This window comes from Marinobacter sp. GH_1 (genome assembly GCF_048595985.1).
GTDB lineage: Bacteria > Pseudomonadota > Gammaproteobacteria > Pseudomonadales > Oleiphilaceae > Marinobacter > Marinobacter shengliensis.
Map to the genome: position 1 here is coordinate 2391261 of NZ_CP184460.1, position 14981 is coordinate 2406241.

At 56.5% G+C, this 14981-nt stretch carries 15 protein-coding genes and 1 tRNA gene; 1 reads left to right on the forward strand and 15 read right to left on the reverse strand.

What is annotated here, in order from left to right; genetic code table 11:
• Positions 1-23 precede the first annotated feature (23 nt).
• The 8 genes from ACNSOI_RS10865 to trmJ all read right to left on the reverse strand — a co-directional run bounded on the left by ACNSOI_RS10865 (position 24) and on the right by trmJ (position 6883).
• Positions 24-1007 carry a RodZ domain-containing protein gene (locus tag ACNSOI_RS10865; protein WP_420194007.1) on the reverse strand — a complete coding sequence of 328 codons (984 nt, stop codon included), beginning with the start codon at positions 1005-1007 and terminating at the stop codon, positions 24-26.
• Entirely contained in the window at positions 997-1767 is a 771-nt protein-coding gene (gene pilW / locus ACNSOI_RS10870; RefSeq protein WP_286250113.1) for a type IV pilus biogenesis/stability protein PilW, read from the reverse strand. The genes ACNSOI_RS10865 and pilW overlap by 11 nt, the downstream gene beginning before the upstream one ends.
• A 72-nt stretch (positions 1768-1839) precedes the next feature.
• Positions 1840-2949 carry a 23S rRNA (adenine(2503)-C(2))-methyltransferase RlmN gene (gene rlmN, locus ACNSOI_RS10875; RefSeq protein ID WP_106695891.1) on the reverse strand — a complete coding sequence of 370 codons (1110 nt, stop codon included), beginning with the start codon at positions 2947-2949 and terminating at the stop codon, positions 1840-1842.
• 62 nt (positions 2950-3011) lie between these two features.
• Entirely contained in the window at positions 3012-3440 is a 429-nt protein-coding gene (gene ndk / locus ACNSOI_RS10880) for a nucleoside-diphosphate kinase (protein WP_058091092.1), read from the reverse strand.
• Positions 3441-3506: 66 nt separating this feature from the next.
• On the reverse strand, positions 3507-4655 hold the full coding sequence (locus ACNSOI_RS10885) for an IscS subfamily cysteine desulfurase (protein ID WP_420194008.1): 1149 nt from the start codon (positions 4653-4655) through the stop codon (positions 3507-3509).
• Between the two features lie 19 nt (positions 4656-4674).
• Positions 4675-5172: a Fe-S cluster assembly transcriptional regulator IscR gene (iscR, locus tag ACNSOI_RS10890; RefSeq protein ID WP_061332149.1), complete on the reverse strand. Its 498-nt coding sequence runs from the start codon at positions 5170-5172 to the stop codon at positions 4675-4677.
• 78 nt (positions 5173-5250) lie between these two features.
• Entirely contained in the window at positions 5251-6030 is a 780-nt protein-coding gene (gene cysE, locus ACNSOI_RS10895; RefSeq protein ID WP_058091095.1) for a serine O-acetyltransferase, read from the reverse strand.
• Positions 6023-6883, reverse strand: a complete 861-nt coding sequence (trmJ, locus tag ACNSOI_RS10900; protein WP_420194009.1) for a tRNA (cytosine(32)/uridine(32)-2'-O)-methyltransferase TrmJ — start codon at positions 6881-6883, stop codon at positions 6023-6025. Before trmJ ends, cysE begins: the two co-directional genes overlap by 8 nt.
• 195 nt (positions 6884-7078) lie before the next feature.
• On the opposite strand from trmJ, the gene ACNSOI_RS10905 reads away from it, so the two are divergent.
• The gene (locus ACNSOI_RS10905; protein WP_420194010.1) at positions 7079-7879 is read left to right on the forward strand and encodes an inositol monophosphatase family protein; all 801 of its coding nucleotides are present in this window, start codon (positions 7079-7081) and stop codon (positions 7877-7879) included.
• Between the two features lie 92 nt (positions 7880-7971).
• On the opposite strand, the gene secF is transcribed toward ACNSOI_RS10905, so the two are convergent.
• The 7 genes from secF to flgL form a co-directional block, all read right to left on the reverse strand.
• Complete coding sequence (gene secF, locus ACNSOI_RS10910) at positions 7972-8925, reverse strand: protein translocase subunit SecF (protein WP_420194011.1); 954 nt, start codon at positions 8923-8925, stop codon at positions 7972-7974.
• Entirely contained in the window at positions 8918-10792 is a 1875-nt protein-coding gene (gene secD / locus ACNSOI_RS10915; RefSeq protein ID WP_420194012.1) for a protein translocase subunit SecD, read from the reverse strand. Before secD ends, secF begins: the two co-directional genes overlap by 8 nt.
• A gap of 93 nt (positions 10793-10885) precedes the next feature.
• Positions 10886-11248: a preprotein translocase subunit YajC gene (gene yajC, locus ACNSOI_RS10920; protein ID WP_058091100.1), complete on the reverse strand. Its 363-nt coding sequence runs from the start codon at positions 11246-11248 to the stop codon at positions 10886-10888.
• Positions 11249-11290: 42 nt separating this feature from the next.
• Positions 11291-12412 carry a tRNA guanosine(34) transglycosylase Tgt gene (gene tgt / locus ACNSOI_RS10925; RefSeq protein ID WP_420195718.1) on the reverse strand — a complete coding sequence of 374 codons (1122 nt, stop codon included), beginning with the start codon at positions 12410-12412 and terminating at the stop codon, positions 11291-11293.
• 14 nt (positions 12413-12426) lie between these two features.
• Positions 12427-13512 carry a tRNA preQ1(34) S-adenosylmethionine ribosyltransferase-isomerase QueA gene (queA, locus tag ACNSOI_RS10930; RefSeq protein ID WP_420194013.1) on the reverse strand — a complete coding sequence of 362 codons (1086 nt, stop codon included), beginning with the start codon at positions 13510-13512 and terminating at the stop codon, positions 12427-12429.
• Between the two features lie 40 nt (positions 13513-13552).
• A tRNA-Leu gene (locus ACNSOI_RS10935) sits at positions 13553-13639 on the reverse strand.
• A gap of 82 nt (positions 13640-13721) precedes the next feature.
• Complete coding sequence (gene flgL, locus ACNSOI_RS10940) at positions 13722-14969, reverse strand: flagellar hook-associated protein FlgL (protein WP_420194014.1); 1248 nt, start codon at positions 14967-14969, stop codon at positions 13722-13724.
• Between the last annotated feature and the right edge of the window lie 12 nt (positions 14970-14981).

Consider the following 14981-nt stretch of genomic DNA (forward strand, 5'->3'; position numbering starts at 1 on the left):
CAACAGTTATTCGGGCGTTCGGATCAAAGTTCGAGCGTGAACTCCGACCGGTTGTTCACTACGCGAAAATCACCAATATTCAGGGCTTCACCCTGGAATCGAATGGACTCAACGGCGCTCACAGCACCAATAACCACAGTCAACGGTGCATCTCCGGTCACGTCCAGTTGCTCTCCGTTACGTCGCAAGCCGCTGACCAACCGGCTACCGCCGGCGTCTGTCACCTGTACCCAGCAATCTCCTGAAAAGGCAATCTGCAGCCTGGCCTCGGTTGTCGCCGCGGGAGCAAGCAGCTGCTCTTCCTGCAAGGCAGGCTCTGTCGACTGGGTGACAGCGGGCACCCGATCAGCCGGAAGCTCATCCAGCTCCGCACCGATGGGTTCAGGCTCCAGCGGCTCTGCCGGGGGTACACGTTCACTTTCCAGAACCGTCGAGCCTTCTTCAGGTAACGGCTGTTCCGCAGCGCCGAACTCGTCATTCGGCTCGGTCACCGGCTGCACGTCCTGACCATCGGCCGCCGGGCCCTGTTCCGGCGTCACTGTCTCGGCCGGGGTTTCCGCCTCTGGAGCTGCCTCGCCGTCCTCTCCCTGCTCCGCAAGATATCCTGCGATCAGGTAGGCCACCAACGCGACAACCAACAGCGCCAAGAGCACTTTTGCAACCTGACGCTTGCGGCGTTTCTTGCGTTCGATGGAAACCAGGGGGCTTGCCTGGTGTTCCTGTTCCCTTTGCTGGCGAGCCGGCTCCAGCTCCCGATTCAGGTCGGCAATAATCGCGTCTGCGTCCAGCCCCACCTGGCGGGCATAGGCACGCACATACCCTTTTAGGAAAAGCTCACTGTCTATTTTGCTGTAATCGCCGTTTTCTATAGCCTGAATCACAGACGGCCGGAGATGCTGTTCATCAGCAATGGCTGAGACGCTCAATCCGAGACGCTCACGCCCTTGCCGAAGCTGCTCCCCGACAGGCTCCGCCGTCACCTGATCTGGCTCCACGTCACCGGTCATTGGCAATCAACACCCTGTATTGTTGGTATTCCAGAGAATCTGAGTAATCATTTCGGAGCAACATCGCCAGGCTCACTTCCTGATCACGATCATTAAAATGCCGCGCTATCCGAATACCCGTATACAGGCTCTCAGCCGAGTGTGACAAGCGGGTATTGCGCTGAATCATGGTCTGGAGACGGCTGTAATAACGCGAGGCCTCGGTAAAATCTCCTTTCTCAACCAACACCCTGGACAGGGAAAGCAAGGTTCTTGCTTCACCACGGGTCAACTCCACGGCTCGACGATAGGCTCCCTCAGCGGCGTCCAGGTTGCCAAGCCGCTCCTCGGTCATGCCCAGATTATAGAATACCGCTCCGCGTTCCCGGTAACCGGTGTCTCGTGAAGCAACACTGAACTGATCCCGGGCTTCGGAAAACCGTCCGTTACTGTACAGGAAAGCACCGTAGTAAACCCGCGCCCGGGAGTAACTGGAATCCTGACTGATGGCGCGTTTGAAGTTACGCTCGGCCAGTTCCGGCTCGCCCTCAGCGTTATAGACCAAACCCATGGCAGCAAGGGCTTCAGAACTATTCGGGGAGAGTTCCAGGGCACGTTCAAGGTGGTGGCGAGCACGATCAAGATTGCCCTGACCGATGTAGGCCGTGGCCAGCTGTACGTAGTTACTGACCGCTTTGTCGCGGTCCGCTTCCCGGGAAAAGCGACTGTCGGTTGTGGTCACACAACCGGAGAGAACAAGACCGAACAATAGAACAGCCATTGTAAACAGATGCGAGCCTTGTGCTTTTCCTTTCACGAAACACCTTACCTTAGTCGCTTCCGCGTTGTTAAATCAGGGATTTACCTGCTGTACTGCAATGTATCTCTGGCTCCTGCGAGTTCGGTCCTCCACCCGCCCGACCAATTGCCCACAGGCAGCGTCTATGTCATCACCACGGGTGGTACGAATGGTGGTTACGTATCCGCCCTCGTTGAGTACCGTCTGGAATCGCCGCGTTGCGTTCATGCTGGGCCGTTTGAAATCGCTTTCCGGGAACGGGTTGAACGGGATCAGGTTAATCTTGCAAGGCAGGCCTTTCAACAGGGCCACCAGCTCCCGCGCATGTTCCGGTTTATCATTAACGCCTTCAATAACCGTATATTCAATGGTGGCCTTACGTTTATCCGGCAACCGAGCCAGATACCGCCGTGTCGCCGCCAGAAGTTCCGCTATGGGATACTTTTTATTCAATGGAACCAGCGTGTTGCGCAGCTCATCATTGGGTGCGTGGAGCGAGATGGCCAGTGAAACATCGGTAACCTCACCCAACCGGTCCAGGGCAGGCACCACGCCAGACGTGCTCAGGGTCACCCGCCGTTTGGAGATTCCATAGGCCAGATCTTCCATCATCAGGTTCATGGCATCGACGACATTGTCAAAGTTGAGCAGTGGCTCACCCATGCCCATCATCACCACGTTGGTGATCGGGCGATCAGTGGGATCAAAGGGCATGAAGGCTCTTCGGGCAACCCAGACCTGACCGATAATCTCGGCAGCCGTGAGGTTGCGGTTGAAGCCACGCTTGCCGGTGGAACAGAACGTGCAGTCAAGGCTGCAGCCAATCTGCGAAGACACGCACAGGGTGCCCCTCTCGCCATCCGGAATCAGTACGGTTTCAACACTGTTGCCGTTATCCATGCGCATCACCCACTTTCGGGTGCCATCTTTGGAGGTTTCGTCATAAACCACCTCCGGACCACGGACTTCGGCGATCTCCTTGAGCCGTTCACGCAGTACGCGGCTCATATTGGTCATTTGATCGAAGTCATCAACGCCTCGCTGATGGATCCACTGCAGCACCTGCTGCGCCCGGAAGCGCTTTTCGCCCAGGGTCTCAAAGAACGCCTCAAGCTTGGCTTTGGGCATCCCCAGGAGATTGATTTTTTCGGCAGTGCCAGTCATGCAATAACCTCGATCAGATAACCAATTCAGGGGTGGTTTTCACCACCCCTGAACCAACAACATCAACCGCGCGGGCAGATCTCGTTGTCATTGAAAAAATACGCCACTTCACGCTCAGCGGAAGCTGCTGAGTCTGAACCGTGAACGGCATTGGCATCAATGGATGATGCAAAGTCGGCACGGATAGTGCCGGCCGCCGCTTCTTTCGGGTTGGTAGCACCCATCAGATCGCGGTTCTTGAGGATGGCGCCTTCGCCTTCCAGCACCTGCACAACCACCGGGCCAGACGTCATGAAAGCAACCAGATCGTTGAAGAACGGGCGCTCCTTGTGCTCGGCGTAGAAACCTTCTGCCTGCTCCTGGGTCAGGTGCATCATCTTGGCAGCGACGATTTTCAGGTCAGCTTTCTCGAAACGGCTGTAAATTTCGCCGATAACGTTCTTGGCGACCGCGTCGGGCTTGATAATAGAGAGCGTGCGCTCGTTTGCCATGGTATTTCTCCAGTCAGGTTCATGAAAATTCAGAGGTGCGATTATACGCAGTCCGGGTGCAACTGCCTACCGCACGGCACGAAGTCGGGTAACAACATCAATAATTTGCGAACAGGCAAAATCCATTTCCTGCTCGGTGCTGAACCGGCCAAACGAAAACCGAAGGGCACGGTGCGCCAACTCATCACTCAAACCTATGCCCCGCAACACAAACGAGGGCTCTACTGTCGCTGAGGCGCAGGCGGAACCGGACGATACCGCGAGATTTCGTAGCCCGAGCATTAAAGACTCAGCCTCCACACCCTCGAATGACAGATTGACAATGCCAGGCACCCGATGTTCCCGACTGCCGTTAAAGTGCACCCCTTCGAGCCCTTCCAGCCCTGTGAGAAATCGTTCGCGCAGCGATTCAAGCCGGGACAGTTCATCATCAAACCCCGCGCCGGCCAGCTCAAACGCCCGCCCCATGCCAACTATCTGATGGGTTGGCAGGGTACCAGAACGCATCCCCCGCTCATGGCCACCGCCATGCATCTGGGCCTGAATACGCACATCGGGAGAACGGCGCACATAAAGCGCTCCCACGCCCTTCGGGCCATAGACCTTGTGCGCTGACAAAGACAGAAGATCAACGTTCAGCTCGCCCACCACCACCGGGATTTTACCCGCAGCCTGAGCGGCATCAACATGCAGCAGGATGCCTCGCTGGCGAAGCTGCTCGCCGATGGCGGCAATATCGGTCACACACCCCAGCTCATTATTCACCATCATCAGGCTGACCAGCACGGTGTTATCACGCAGGGCGGCTACCACCGCCTGGGGGTCAATCCGGCCGTCAGACTCGGGGTGCAGCCAGGTAACGTCAACACCGTTTTGCTCGAGCCATTTGCAGGTATCCACAACCGCCTTGTGCTCGATCACCGAGGTTACAATGTGAGGCGATTCGTGGCCGGCAACCGCACCCTTGATGGCCAGGTTGTCGGACTCGGTAGCGCCGGAGGTCCAGACAATCTCCCTTGGGTCGGCGTGAATCAGGTCAGCGACCTGGCGTCGAGCGTTTTCAACGGCCGCTTCCGCTTGCCACCCGTATCCATGGGAACGAGAAGCAGGATTACCAAACACTCCGTCAAGGGTCAGGTAGTTCATCATGTCTGAGGCAACAGACGGATCAACGGGCGTCGTGGCCGCGTAGTCCAGGTATACGGGCTTTTTCATAATCACAGGATGCTGTTTATCAGGCAGTGGCCTGGTCGGTCAGGCGTTGGGTATTAATCGCGTCAGAGTCATCATCCGAGTGCTTCCGGTTCTGGCGATCCGCCACCTGACGGATCTCGCGCTTCCGCATCAAATCCCCCAGACTGATTTCACTCAGGAACTGGTGGATCTGATCACTCAAATCAGACCATAAATGGTGGGTAAGACACTTCTCGCCATTCTGGCAATCGCCCTTGTTGCCGCAACGGGTGGTGTCGAGCGATTCACTGACCGCATCCACCACTTCAGCAACAAACACGTCGTCGGCAGGCCGACTCAGGCGGTAGCCACCGCCCGGACCACGCACACTCACCACCAGATGCTGGCGACGCAAACGCGAGAACAACTGTTCCAGATAAGAGAGGGAAATTTCTTGCCGGGCTGAAATATCCGCAAGACTTACCGGCCCCTGGCTTCCGTGCAGAGCCAGATCAAGCATCGCCGTCACAGCGTAGCGGCCTTTGGTGGTCAGCTTCATATTCTCAGCCCCAGTGATGGGATTGAATCTCGATTCGCAGGGCTGAGTATGAATTGACCCACCAAAACAGTCAAGTATTCAACCCCTGCCCTCGTTGTCCGCCTCGTCGCGCACACAGTCAAAGTCTTCTTCATGCAACGGCGGCAGCTCTCCGTTCTGATATTCACTGTTCACCTTACGGAGTGCTTTGCACATGGTTTCAATTCGATCATCCACCGCATGCATGTGGTCGAGGAGCGAACGCATGGCCCGGGCAACCGGGTCTGGCATCTCTTCCGTCACACCATAGGCGTCAAAGCCCATGCGCTCTTCCATCTCCTTGCGCCGCACGTCATCGTCGGAGTGGCGCTTCACAATCACCCGGCCCGGAATACCCACCACTGTAGCGCCGGCGGGGACGGCCTTGGTCACCACGGAATTGGAACCAATCTTCGCACCAGGGCCCACTTCGAACGGCCCAAGAATCTTTGCGCCTGCACCGACAACCACGCCATCACCGATGGTTGGGTGGCGTTTGCCTTTGTTCCAGCTCGTTCCGCCCAGGGTAACGCCCTGATAGAGGGTGACGTCATCGCCGATAACCGTGGTTTCCCCGATCACCACGCCCATGCCGTGGTCGATAAAAAACCGCCGACCGATGGTCGCGCCCGGATGAATCTCAATGCCAGTGAACCAGCGCGCCAACGTGGAGATGGTCCGCGCCAGCCACTTCAGCCCAAGATTCCAGAGCCAATGGGAAAACCGGTGAAACAGCAATGCATGGAGGCCCGGATAATTGGTAAGCACCTCGAAGGTGTTCCGCGCCGCCGGATCCCGGTGAAATACGCTTTTGACATCTTCCCTTAAACGCTCAAACATGGCCTTTTTCCTGCCCCTCATCCGCAGTATTTTTCTGCTTGTCGCTCCCCGGCAGGGTTCCGGCAGCCTTTTGTACGGATGTCAGAATGCCCCTAAGGATATTGATTTCCATCTGGTCAAGACGTGCGCGCTGAAACAGGCGTCGCAGGCGGGTCATCAGTTGCCTGGGGTTGTTACGACGATGGAAATCCACATCCACCAACACCTGTTCCAGATGCCCGAAGAAGCCTTCCACCTCCTGCACTTCTGCCGGCGGCACATCCCAGCCACGGTCGCCCGGTCCAACCATGGCCTCAAGATTGGGACTCGCCTCACCTTCTTCAAGGCTGCGCAGGTAATGCATGCGCAATTCGTAGCAAACCACCTGCACCGCCATGGCCAGATTCAATGAACTGTAGTCCGGATTCGACGGAATATGAATGTGGTAGTGGCAACGCTGAAGCTCATCATTGGACAAACCGTGGTTTTCACGCCCGAACACCAGCGCAACCCGACCCTGCCGGCTATATTCACCCGCCGTCGCCGCCGCCTGGGGTGGAGCAATCACCGGCCAGGGCACCTTCCGGCCGCGGGCACTGGTACCCATCACCAGAACACAATCCGCCAGTGCGTCGTCTAACGTGGCAACCACCTGGGCCCTGTCCAGAACATCTGAGGCACCGGCAGAACGCGCGTAAGAGGCCTCATCCGGGAACGAAGCCGGGTTAACCAGCCATAAGTTGCCCAGCCCCATGTTTTTCATCGCCCTTGCGACCGCACCAATATTGCCGGAATGCGAAGTTTCAACCAGGATGATCCTGACCTGATCATTGAACGTGTCAGAACCTTCCTGTGGCAATGCGGGCTTGTGCATGGTCTTCGGGCCTATGAAATGACTGTCTGTAAATAGTATTGGAGGCGAATGATAGCAGAAACCCGGCCCACCCTGCTCTCCGAAGTTGCCGAAACTCCGTGGTATCCGTGCATTTGCTGAGCCAAAAAACGTACAAGCGCGGGTTGTTTTTGCTATCATAACCGGCCTTCACACACCCGGATAACGAACACTCAGATGCAACCAGCAATTAAAATGGCCCTGCGCGTTGCCCGCCAGGGATCAGATTACCTGAAAGCACATTTCGAGCGACAGGAACCCAACGGCAAGGACGAGGCCGAGCGCTACCTCCAGCTCGAACGGGTTGAGAAATCCATTTATGACAACTTCACCGAGCAACTGGAGAAGGCCTATCGGGATCACACCATCGCACCGATGGGTGAAGCCGATGCCGCCGGCAGCGAACGCAGCTGGCATATCTTCCCGGTACTCGGCCGCGAAAACTTCATTCGCGGTATTCCGGAATTTGCCCTGGCACTGAGCCAGAAGAAAAACAACCGGACTGAGAACCTGCTGCTGGTCAACCCGATCACCGGTGAAGAGTACTCTGCCAGCCGTGGTCATGGCGCCGTCCTGAACAGCCGTCGCGTGCGCACCTCCGAAATCAAGGTGCCAGGTAAGGCCGCACTGGCGACCAATCTTCTGGATCAGGCTCGCAAAGGCGACGACCCTATGATCTGGGGTGAGATGGCTGCGGTTCTGGCTCGCGAAAGCGCCATCTTCCGTACCTCCGGCTGTGTCGTACTGGATATCGCCCGCGTTTCCGCCGGACTTCTGGACGCCGCCGTCATCTTCCGCCCGGAAGCCTCAGACCTGGACCTGGGTGTTACCCTGGCGATGGAATCCGGCGCCCTGACTGGCGACTTTTCCGGCAACCCGTCGGCTGGTAACGCTCGCCAGCTGGTGGTAGCCAACCCCAAGCTGTTCCGGGAAATCCTTAAGGTCCTGCACCCATTCCGTGGTCGCCTGCCCCGCTAAGCTCCCGGGCAATAAAAAACCGCCAATCCCTCTCGGGACTGGCGGTTTTTTTAATGCCTCAAGGAACGGGAGACAATGCCTCCCTCACCGAATCACATCCGGTTAAGCCACTCGGGTGGCTGCTCTTCTTCAGCCTCTTCGCCCGCACCCTCTTTTGACGGCACCATCAGATCTTCACGGGTAACACCCATAACCATCAGCATGTTGGCAGAAACATAGATGGAGGAGTAGGTACCCACAACCACACCGATGATCAGAGCCAGTGCGAAGTTATTGATGGCCTCACCACCAAAGAAATACAACGCCAACAACACCACCAAGGTGGTACCGGAAGTATTGATGGTACGCGTGATGGTCTGGTGAATGGACTCGTTGATGATATCCCAGGGCTCGCCTACCCGCATTTTCCGGAAGTTCTCCCGTATGCGGTCTGCCACAACAATGGTGTCGTTCAGGGAGTAACCGATCACCGCCAGCAATGCCGCCAGCACGGTCAGGTCAAAAGTCCACTGGAACAGGGCAAATACCCCCAGCACAATGATGACATCGTGGGCCAGCGGAATCACCGAGGCGATACCAAACTTGAACTGGAAGCGCATACCCACGTAGATCAGCACCACCGCCAGCGCGATCAGCAGCCCGAGCCCACTGTCTTCTTTCAGCTCATCACCAACCTGCGAGCCCACAAACTCCGAACCCACCAACTCGATCTCGGCACCGGTAGAGGCCAGCATGCCAGCAACTTCACGGGCTAACTGATCGTTCTCGGCTTCCGCCATGCGGATCAGGATGGTGGTATCAGCGCCGAAGTTCTGCACAACGAACTGCTCGTAGCCAGCTTCAGTCAGTTGTTCCCGAATGTCGTCAAGGCTCGGTGCCTCCGCGTATTCCAGCTCAACCGAGGTACCACCGGTAAAATCCATACCGAAGTTCAGACCGCGAACACCCAGTAGAGCCAGGGAGACGACCACAAGCGCGATAGAAATAACGGAAGCTATCTTCCGCAATCCCATGAAATCAAACGGTTGTTTCTGTGCATCAGCCATTAGCCAGCTTCCCCCCGATCGACAATTTCTCGACCCTACGGCCGCCGTATACAACGTTCACAATGGCGCGACTAACCACCAGGGCGCAGAACATGGAGGTCAGGATACCGATGCTCAGCGTGACAGCGAACCCTTTGACCGGGCCCGACCCCATGGCAAACAGGATCACCGCAACCAACAGCGTGGTAATGTTGGCGTCGAAGATAGAAACAAAGGCTCGACCATACCCCGCGTTAATTGCACTTTGTGGAGGCGCCCCGGATTTCAGCTCTTCCTTTATACGCTCAAAAATCAACACATTGGCGTCAACCGCCATACCCACCGTCAGCACAATACCGGCAATACCCGGCAGCGTTAGCGTTGCAGATAGAATGGACATACAGGCCAGCAGCAACATCAGGTTAAGGGTCAAGGTGACATTCGCCACAACACCGAAACCACGGTAGAACACCAGCATGTAGATCAGCACCAGAGCGAAGCCAAAGGCTACGGAGGTAACACCTGCATCGATGTTCTTCTGACCCAGGCTTGGCCCGATGGTTCGCTCCTGCACAAAGTACATGGGCGCTGCCAGGGCACCCGCCCGCAACAGAAGTGCGAGTTCCGCGGCTTCCGGTATTGAATCCAGGCCAGTGATGCGGAAGCTGCTACCCAGTGCCGACTGAACGGTTGCCAGGCTGATCAGCCCTTTTTCCACCACCCGTTTTTCAACTTCCCGTATCTCACCGTCTACTTCCTGAGCTTCGGTTTCGGTACGGAATTCAATAAAGAGCACTGCCATACGGCGGCCCACGTTGTTGCGGGTAGCGCGGTTCATCAGGTCACCACCCACCGAATCCATGGTGATGTTTACCTGTGGCTGGCCATTCTCATCGAAGGCCTGCTGGGCATTGGCCACATTATTACCCGTGGCGATAACATCCCTTTCAAGGCGAGCCGTGCGCTGAGGCGTGTCGCGAAACCCGAATTGTTCGGTTTCTGCAGCGGGCGTATCCTGGCGAGCCTCCATACGGAATTCGAGGTTGGCTGTGGCACCCAGAACCCGCTTGGCCTGAGCCGTATCCTGCACACCCGGCAACTCAACAATAATTCGGTCTGCGCCCTGGCGCTGAACCAGAGGCTCGGCCACACCCAATTCGTTGACACGATTCCGGATGGTTGTCAGGTTCTGCTCCAGTGCGTATTCCTGGATATTCCTCACCTCGCCTTCTGACAGGGTCAGGGCCAACAGGAACTCACCGTCACGGGCGCTTTCGTTGAGCAGAAACTCATTGTACTGCCGACGAATCAGGTCAAAGGCAGCGCTACGGGATTCAGAATCCCGGAAACTGAGGACGATCTCACGGTCGCCTTCCACATCTCCACCCCGGTAGCGAATACGCTCCTCTCGAAGTTCTCTTTTGATCTGCCCGGAAAACGCCTCCAGACGCTGACTCACCGCCGTCTCCATGTCTACTTCCAGCAGGAAGTGAACACCACCGCGCAGGTCAAGGCCGAGCTTCATCGGGCCTGCACCGAGGCTACGCAGCCATCCAGGAGTTGAGGGCGCCATGTTCAGTGCCACCAGGTAATCGTTACCCAAGGCGGCCTGCACTGCCGGCCGAGCCCGCAATTGAGCGTCGGAACTATTCAGGCGGATCAGTGCGTTGCGGTCTTCAAGAGAACTTTCCTTGACTTCGATTCCGCGGCTCTCGAGTGCCCCAAGGGCGCGATCCAGCACACGCTGGTCTACCTCGGTGCTACCGCGGGCGCCGGTAACCTGTATGGCGAAATCATCAGGAAAGAAATTCGGTAACGCGTAAATGAACCCGATGACCAGTGCGAACACAATGACCAGGTTCTTCCAGAGAGGATACTTGTTCAGCATGAGAATCCTTCGAGCCGGCTATGCCGCCGGCCTTGGTGTTTCAGCAAGTCAACACAAAACGGGCGACCAAAGGCCGCCCTGCGCACAACTGGCTCAGATATCTTTCAGTGTGCCCTTGGGCAGCGCCGCGGCCACCGCCACTTTCTGAATCTTGATCTCGACGTTATCAGACACTTCCAGCACGATGAAGTCGTCAGACACCTTGGTGATACGGCCGGCAACACCACCGGAAGTTACCACTTCGTCGCCCTTGTTCAGGCCAGACATCAAAGCTTTGTGCTCTTTAGCGCGCTTGGACTGCGGGCGCCAGATCAGGAAGTAGAAAATCAGGATAAAACCGGCGAAGAAGATGATTTGACCCATCACACTCATGCCTTGGGCACCGGCATCTTGTGCCATGGCAAGCGCAGGCATCAGAGACAACAGACCAACGATGAGCAGTTTGATTGATTTCATTCAGGTTCTCCGTTTATTGACTAATATTGAGGTAAAAATCGTTCAGGATTCGTCCAGTGGCGGCACAGTTTCGCCACGTAAGGCATAGAATTCGTTTATAAAGTCGGACAATGTACCTGCTTCAATGGCCCCGCGCAATCCACTCATCAGGTTCTGGTAGAACCGCAGATTATGGATAGTATTGAGCTGCGCGCCGAGCATTTCACCACACTTGTCCAGGTGATGAAGATACCCTTTTGAGAAATGCTGGCAGGTATAACAGTCGCATCGCTCATCCAACGGGCCGGTATCGTGACGATTCTTCGCGTTGCGAATCTTGACGATACCGGTTGAGGTAAACAGGTAACCGTTTCGGGCGTTTCGGGTAGGCATAACGCAGTCGAACATATCTACACCCCGGCGCACTGCTTCAACAATGTCTTCGGGCCGACCAACGCCCATCAGATACCGGGGTTTGTCTTCCGGCATTCTTGGCGGCAGATGGTTCAGAATGCGAATCATGTCTTCTTTCGGCTCACCCACCGACAACCCACCGATGGCATAGCCATCGAAGCCGATATCGGTCAGCCCCTGCAGGGACAGATCCCGCAACGACTCATACATGCCACCCTGAACAATACCGAACAGCGCCGCAGGATTGCCCTCGTGGGCCGTCTTGCTGCGCTCGGCCCAGCGCAGTGACAGTTCCATGGACTCTTTGGCCTGCTTCTCGGTAGCAGGATACGGTGTACATTCATCAAATATCATGACAATGTCAGAGCCGAGGTCACGCTGCACCTGAATGGCAATTTCCGGCGACAACTCGACCTTTGAACCGTCTACTGGCGAGCGAAAGGTTACGCCCTGCTCGGTAATCTTGCGCATCTCACCCAGGCTGAACACCTGAAAGCCGCCGGAATCCGTCAGTATTGGCCCCTGCCACTGGGTGAAATCGTGCAAATCGCCATGGGCCTTGACCACTTCCGTGCCCGGGCGCAGCATCAAGTGGAAGGTGTTGCCGAGGATAATTTCAGCACCGATTGCCTCGATGTCTCTTGGCAACATACCTTTCACGGTACCGTAAGTGCCAACCGGCATAAACGCGGGCGTTTCAACCGTTCCACGGGGGAAGGTCAGCCGGCCGCGGCGCGCCCTGCCGTCTTCACCCAGCTTCTCGAACGACATAAAACAGGAATTGCTCACAAGGATTCTCCACGGGATTCGGTCTGGTTCACCCCAGCCAGCATGCCACGGCTTGGCTCCTGGGCGGTCAGGAACATGGCGTCACCGTAACTGAAAAAACGGTAACGCTGTTCAACAGCTTCCTGATAGGCAGACATAATATTACGGTAGCCGGCAAAGGCGCTGACCAGCATGATCAGTGTGGATTCCGGCAAATGGAAATTAGTGATCATGGCGTCAACGGTCTGAAAGCGATAGCCAGGGTAGATGAAGATGTCGGTTTCACCCCTGAAGGCATTCAGGCGCCCTGCCCGACTGGCGGATTCGAGCGAACGGACAGATGTGGTGCCAACCGCCACCACCCGGCCACCCCGGGCCCTGGTGCGTTCAACCGCATCCACCGTCTCCTGGGGAACATGAGCCACTTCGCTGTGCATCAGATGGTCTTCGATCTTGTCGACCCGCACCGGCTGGAAGGTTCCCGCGCCTACGTGCAAGGTCACATAGGCAAACTCAACGCCCTGGCTCTGGATCATTTCCAGCAACGCGTCGTCAAAATGCAGGCCGGCGGTCGGGGCAGCTACCGCACCCGCCTCTTTGGCATAGACGGTTTGATAGCGCTCCCGGTCAGACTGGTCGTCATCCCGCTCCATATAGGGCGGCAATGGCATGTGCCCGATACGTTCCAGCACATCAAGGACCGGCTCACTGCCTTCGTACACAAACCGGAACAGTGCGTCGTCCCGGCCCACCATGCGCAAAGCGGAACCGTCTTCCAGGATGACTTTCTGGCCTTCTTTCACAGCCTTTGACGCGCGGGCATGGGCCAGTAATTCAAACTCGCCCAGCAAGCGCTCCACCAGAATCTCAACGCGACCACCGGTTTCTTTCTGGCCAAACAGCCGTGCAGGAATCACTCGGGTATTGTTGAATACCAGAAGATCGCCAGGCTGTAACAGGCCGGGGAGATCGGTAAAGTTCAGGTGTTGGCTTTGGCCGGTGAGGCCATCAAGGGTCAGCAGGCGGGACGCACTGCGCTGCTTGAGCGGGTAACGGGCGATGAGCTCGTCCGGCAGATCAAAATGAAAATCGGAGACGTTCATGGGCCGGCTATTCACGATGCCGCAGGTTGCGGCCAATAAGTGGTAGCGGCGGGCGGACTCGAACCGCCACGGGTTTTACCCCAACGGATTTTGAATCCGTCGTGTCTACCAATTTCACCACGCCGCCATCGGAGAGTGGGAGGATTATACTGAGCCTGAATCTGAAAGCAACCGGGCGGGGAGTAAAAATCTCCTACCGCCTCAGCCAATTACAGACGATCAAACAAAGACAGCCTGGAAATCTGTGCAAAGGACTGTTGCGCTGCCTGTAACACAAAGCTCTGGAAGCTCAGGTTGCTGATGGCCTCGGCATAATCCACGTCTTGCAGTTGGGAGCGTATTTCCTTGGTATATAGCCCGGAATCCTCAAGAAATGACGAGGTAGACTCGATGGCATTCAACCGTCCACCCAGTTCGGTTTGCTTGAGAATGATGGACTCCTGGCCGTTGTCCAGGTTGATCAACGATTCCGCAATAAGCGCATCGTACTCGGCACTGGATTTTGGTGTGGCCTTGTCGATGCTCTCCAGGCCGGCGATCAGTTTTTCGATGGTGCCAAAGATGGATTGTTTGTCGCTGATGCCCAGATTGAATTCATCACCATCGGCAGCATCATTAACGGTCATCCTAATACCAGCGACCACAAACTCCTCACCAGGCACCGCCGGCGAAGGTTGCGTCGTCAGGAGCGTACCTGTACGCGGGTCTTCCACTTCGATATTCAGGGTACCGGTCCCGTCGTCAAACACCCGTACGGTCAGATCATCGGGAACCGCCGGGCTGAACGCGTCTTTCAGATCTTTCGGTGCAATCAGCTCCAATCCGGACACATAACCCTGGGCAGCAACGCCGGTGCCCGTGCCGTCATCCGAACCTGTAACAGAAACCGCCGCCGGCACACTCACAAAAATTCCCTTGCCATGGTCACTGATGGGTACCGTCACGCCATCATCTATTTCGAGTACCCGCTGGCCTTCATCACCCTGATATTTCCAGGCGCCAAAGTCGTCCTTGGCGAATGCCGGGGTACTGCCTTGGAAGCCGCTGAAGATATATTCCCCTGAAGCGTCCCGGGTGTTGGCGATGTTCGCCAGCTGCCCCAGCCTTTCTTTCAGCTCTGCGGAAATGGACTGGCGGTCATTGGCAGACAACGAGCCGTTACCCGCCTGAACCGTCAGCTCCCTCACCCGCTGGATAATATCCACCGCACTGGCCAGGGTGCTCTCTTCCTGTTTGATGCGGTTATCGGCGAGGTTGGCGTTGCGCTCATAGGTCTCTATGCGCTTGACCTCCTGATTGAGCTTCAGGATGCGCGCGGCCGCCACCGGGTCATCAGAGGGTCTGTTAACCTTTTTGCCAGTGGAGATCTGCTCTTGGGTTTTGACCAGGTTGCTGTTCACATCCTGCATCCGGCTGATGCCGCCCGAAAAAATCTGCTGAGATGAAATCCGGATCATTTTCGTTTACCT